Source organism: Acinetobacter sp. UBA3132 (genome assembly GCF_002364825.1).
In the GTDB taxonomy this organism is placed as follows: Bacteria; Pseudomonadota; Gammaproteobacteria; order Pseudomonadales; family Moraxellaceae; genus Acinetobacter; species Acinetobacter schindleri.
Window position 1 is genome coordinate 1 of record NZ_DEZM01000169.1, and the last position, 4,344, is coordinate 4,344.

A 4,344-nucleotide genomic window follows, 5' to 3' on the forward strand; every position below is an offset into this window, starting at 1 on the left:
ACAGCTTTCCAGTGCTTCTGAGCGTGATTACGAGCTCCTGTTCGAAACACTGAGTAAACAGTTTGGTCGTCTGGACGGAATTCTGCATAATGCAGGCATGCTCGGTGAACGGATTGAACTGGCAAACTATAGCCCCGGCGTCTGGGATGATGTAATGGCTGTCAACCTGCGTGCACCCTTTGTGCTGACTCAGGCCCTGCTTCCTCTGCTCGAAAAATCTGAGCATGCTTCCGTGGTCTTTACCAGTTCAGGTGTAGGCCGTCAGGTGCGTGAACGCTGGGGAGCTTATTCAGTTTCCAAGGTTGCTATTGAAGCGGTAAGCCAGCTATTTGCCAAAGAAAATGTACATCCACATGTGCGCTTTAACTGCATTAATCCGGGTGCAACCCGGACTGCGATGCGTTCTAAAGCCTATCCGGATGAAGATCCACTAACCTTGCCAACCCCGGAATCGATTATGCCGGCTTATCTGTACCTGATGGGTGATGATAGTCTGCATATGAATGGTCAAAGTATTGATGCGCAGGATTAACTGCTGATTGAAGTGAACATGATTGAAATGAGGGAGCCTTGGCTCCCTTTTTTATTGCTATTTTTAGACAGAAATAATGCATAAATCTTCTCTGACTCCACCCTGGTCGCATTGAGTTTCGCTAAAATTCACCCATACTATCGCTAACAGATTTTGATTCGAGTGCAACATGACTGACCTAAACAACATCACCGTGACCACTTTGGAAGATGGCATGGTGTCACTTCTGATTGATCAGCAGCCGGTTTCTGAAAAATACGGCGTGAAGTTTGAAGCCAGCATTGTGGACGACATTAAAGCACTCGAAAATGGCAGCAAGCTGAAACTATTCGAGCAGTTTATCTTTTCCCATACCGATCTGAACTTTGAACATGCCTATTACTATGTCACAGGTATTGAAAAACTGGATGATGGCTACCGTCTGGCTAAACATTTTGTGTATCGCATTAAAATTGAAAATCAGCCGGATATCGAACATGTAATTAGCAATCAGGGCAAGCCCATGACCACGGATGATGTACGTGCCTTTATTAATGCACATATCCAGAAGTCCCTGACTGACTATACCGATCTGAACTACGCTTACTGAGCCAGGTTTAAACCGATATAAGAGCACGCCAAGCGTGTTCTTTTTTTATTCGGGAAACCTATTAAAAACAGCTATAAATCGGTTTTTTACATACTAATAATAATTTTATTCGGTTTTTCAAATTAAAGCCTGAGCGCTATGATACCTGTATTCAAGATGATGACCAGATAAAGGAGAATCCAGCATGGCTGACCAAAAACGTAAAATCGAGACTATTCGCCATATTGAAAGCCTGCAATTATCAGCTACCTTGATTCAAGCTTTAGATGATGCCACTGAAGCGGAATGTGTGGCTGAAGCGATCCAGTCGTTACAGGGTTTGACTGAACAATGGAACTAGTTCAGACCTGCAAATATTGAGGTACTATTCGACTGGAATACAGGAGATAAATTGCCCTAATTAACCGGGTTTCTCTTGACCTCACCATACATTAGCCTCAGGATAGTATTTCACAGCTTCTCAAGCGCTTAGCCTGTATGAAGTGTTCAAAAACTACTGAAATCATGGCATAGTCATAATCTCTCTGCATTCTTTAAAGAATGCATGCCTGATCTTCACAGTTTCTCTGCAATTTTTGCGTAAATTAGACTGTAGAAAATGAACAATTGATTGAGGGTTCACCATGAAAAAGCTTTTGGTTGCTTTGACAATGTCTATCAGTACATTAATGCTGACGAATGTTGCCAATGCTGCGCCGCATTTTGATGATGAACGTCATATGGATCAACGTCAAGGTCAGTCTAAAAAATTCCGTGATCGCGCAGATGATGACCATGAAGACCGTCGCCGCATGCGTGAAGAGCGTGGTGTAAAGCGTTTACAGCAAATGAAATGGCAACCCGGTTATGTCATGCCACAGCATTATCGCGGTAATGGTTATAAAGTTGAATATAAAGACCACAAGTTGCCAAAACCTGACCGCAGACAGCAATGGTATAAAGTCAATAATGAATACATTCTGGTCGATTCGGACAACAACAGTATCATTCGAATTCTTGGACATTAAATCCTCACATTTTCATAGACCCAACTTGTTTGGGTCTTTTTTATTTTAGCTAGGTGGTATTGGATGCTGTTCTTGACTAAAAAAACCTGTAATTCCCTCTTATTCTTCTTTTTTTCTTCATAAATTTAACAATTCGCCTAAATTGCCCTCACGGTTTCTCTCTACTGATTCGCTAATTTAGTCTCATCGAAACGATAATGATGAATTCAGGTGAATGCCATGAAAAAAGTGTTAACAACAATCGCTTTATCCTTGAGTGCTTTAGTTGCAACTTCTGCAATGGCTGCACCGCAACATGATCCGCGTTATGCGCCACATAAACCGGCACCGCATTGGGATCATAGAGATGCGAAAAAATGGGACGATCGCCGTGATGACCGTCGCTGGAATGATAAACGCTATAACAACCGCGTGGTAAATCCAAGCCGTGACTGGCGTGTTGGTCAAAAGCTGCCTAACCAGTATGACAACCGCCGTTTTGAAGTAAGTGGTTATGAAGCACGCCGTCTGCCAAATGCAGGCAGAAACCAGCAGTGGTACAAAATCAATGGTGATTATGTGCTAGTCAATGAGCGTAATGACAAGATTATCCGTATCCTCAACTAAATCTTAATTCTGTATCTTTTCTCCATTGCACCTGAAGTCCACGCTTCAGGTGTTTTTTTATTGCTGTACTTCGTTCCCGGCTTTTTTTAGAATCAAATTCAATTAAGTATTATTTTCTAATATAGGCCAGCGCATGAACCCAGCAGAACCGTCTCAAAGCACAACTTTGCAATATGTGCATTGGTTTCGCCATTCTGCGCCCTATATTAATGCGCACCGTAACAAGACCTTCGTGATCATGTTTGATGGCGAGGCGGTGCTGCATGACAATTTCCAGCATATTATTCACGATATTGCCCTGCTGCATTCTCTCGGAATTCATCTGATTCTGGTGCATGGTGCGCGTCCACAGATCAACCAGAATCTGGCAGCAAGTCAGATCATCACGCCTTTTCATCGTCAGCGCCGAATCACAACCCGTGAATCGTTGAGCTGTGTCATGAATGCCGTGGGTTCAATCCGCCTGCAGATTGAAGCCTTGCTTTCAATGGGACTGGCCAACTCACCCATGTATGGCGCCCGTATTGATGTCGTATCCGGTAATTTTGTTACTGCCAAGCCTTATGGGATTCGTGACGGTATTGATTTCCAGTTAACCGGTGAAGTCCGTACCGTAGATACCAATGCGATTCAGCGTCATCTTGACAGCCATAACATTGTGGTGCTTGGACCAACCGGTTATTCCACCACTGGCGAAGTGTTCAACCTGCTGGCGGAGGAAGTTGCGACCAAAACTGCGATTCGTATCAAGGCAGACAAGCTGATTTTCCTGGGTAAACAGCATGGCCTGCTGAATACGGATGGACAATTGCAACGTGAAGTGCAGCCAAGTCAGCTGGATGCTTATATAATGCAGGATGCTCAAGACCTGCCATCCGAACTAAGCTTGCAACTTCGCGCTGCACAGGAAGCCTCGATGAATGGCGTCAACCGTGTGCATCTGATTTCCTATGCTCATGATGGTGCGCTGCTGGAAGAACTCTTCACCCGAGATGGTTCAGGTACTCTGATTACCGATGCTCATTATGAAGATGTACGTATGGCTACCATTCAGGATGTTGGCGGTCTGATTAACCTGCTACGGCCTTTGGAAGAAGAAGGCATTCTGGTGTATCGCTCACGGGAACGTCTGGAAAATGAAATTGAACAGTTCGCAGTCATTGAACGTGACGGCATGATTCTGGCCTGTGCCGCGTTATATCCGATTCCAACCACAGGCAATGAGCTGCGTTCTGCTGAAATTGCCTGTGTCGCTGTCGATCCAAGTTATCGCAAGTCCAACCGCGGCAGCCAGATTCTGAATTATCTGGAAGATAAAGCCCGGAGCATGGGTATTCAGCAACTGTTTATTTTAACCACCCGCACTGCACATTGGTTCCTGGAACAGGGTTTTGAACAGTCCTCTGTCGATGATCTGCCCGATGCCCGTCAGGCGCTATATAACTATCAGCGTAATTCCCTGGTTTGTAAAAAGTCACTTTAATGTGACTTTTTATTTGTTTATATATCTTATTTTTTGCTAAAGATATGTAGATTTCTCAAGTATTTAGCTTAAAAAGCTTTGCATGGATTTTCATATCCATATCTTTATATTTTATAGATCGGAAGAG

General features: G+C 43.9%; 6 protein-coding genes. All 6 read left to right on the forward strand.

Annotation, left to right across the window (positions count from 1 at the left end; all coding sequences use genetic code 11):
• Nucleotides 1-532, forward strand: a 532-nt coding sequence (locus B4033_RS09075; protein ID WP_286833322.1) for a YciK family oxidoreductase, incomplete at its 5' end; no start/stop codon positions are given.
• A gap of 169 nt (nt 533-701) precedes the next feature.
• Nucleotides 702-1,121 (forward strand): hypothetical protein, encoded by a 420-nt coding sequence (locus tag B4033_RS09080; protein ID WP_004813913.1) that lies wholly within the window; start codon nt 702-704, stop codon nt 1,119-1,121.
• A 184-nt stretch (nt 1,122-1,305) separates the two neighbouring features.
• Complete coding sequence (locus B4033_RS09085; protein ID WP_167367438.1) at nt 1,306-1,461, forward strand: hypothetical protein; 156 nt, start codon at nt 1,306-1,308, stop codon at nt 1,459-1,461.
• A gap of 283 nt (nt 1,462-1,744) precedes the next feature.
• The gene (locus B4033_RS09090; RefSeq protein ID WP_004813917.1) at nt 1,745-2,128 is read left to right on the forward strand and encodes an RcnB family protein; all 384 of its coding nucleotides are present in this window, start codon (nt 1,745-1,747) and stop codon (nt 2,126-2,128) included.
• 219 nt (nt 2,129-2,347) lie between these two features.
• Nucleotides 2,348-2,734: an RcnB family protein gene (locus tag B4033_RS09095; protein WP_278364058.1), complete on the forward strand. Its 387-nt coding sequence runs from the start codon at nt 2,348-2,350 to the stop codon at nt 2,732-2,734.
• 133 nt (nt 2,735-2,867) lie between these two features.
• Nucleotides 2,868-4,217, forward strand: coding sequence for an amino-acid N-acetyltransferase (gene argA, locus B4033_RS09100; protein ID WP_286833327.1), 1,350 nt, complete (start codon nt 2,868-2,870; stop codon nt 4,215-4,217).
• The last annotated feature ends 127 nt before the right edge of the window (nt 4,218-4,344 follow it).

Bases quoted from the DNA above. Each gene is read 5' to 3' on its own strand.
- B4033_RS09080 (WP_004813913.1), top strand. From the start codon at position 702: ATGACTGACCTAAACAACATCACCGTGACCACTTTGGAAGATGGCATG.
- B4033_RS09085 (WP_167367438.1), top strand. From the start codon at position 1,306: ATGGCTGACCAAAAACGTAAAATCGAGACTATTCGCCATATTGAAAGC.
- B4033_RS09090 (WP_004813917.1), top strand. From the start codon at position 1,745: ATGAAAAAGCTTTTGGTTGCTTTGACAATGTCTATCAGTACATTAATG.
- B4033_RS09095 (WP_278364058.1), top strand. From the start codon at position 2,348: ATGAAAAAAGTGTTAACAACAATCGCTTTATCCTTGAGTGCTTTAGTT.
- argA (WP_286833327.1), top strand. From the start codon at position 2,868: ATGAACCCAGCAGAACCGTCTCAAAGCACAACTTTGCAATATGTGCAT.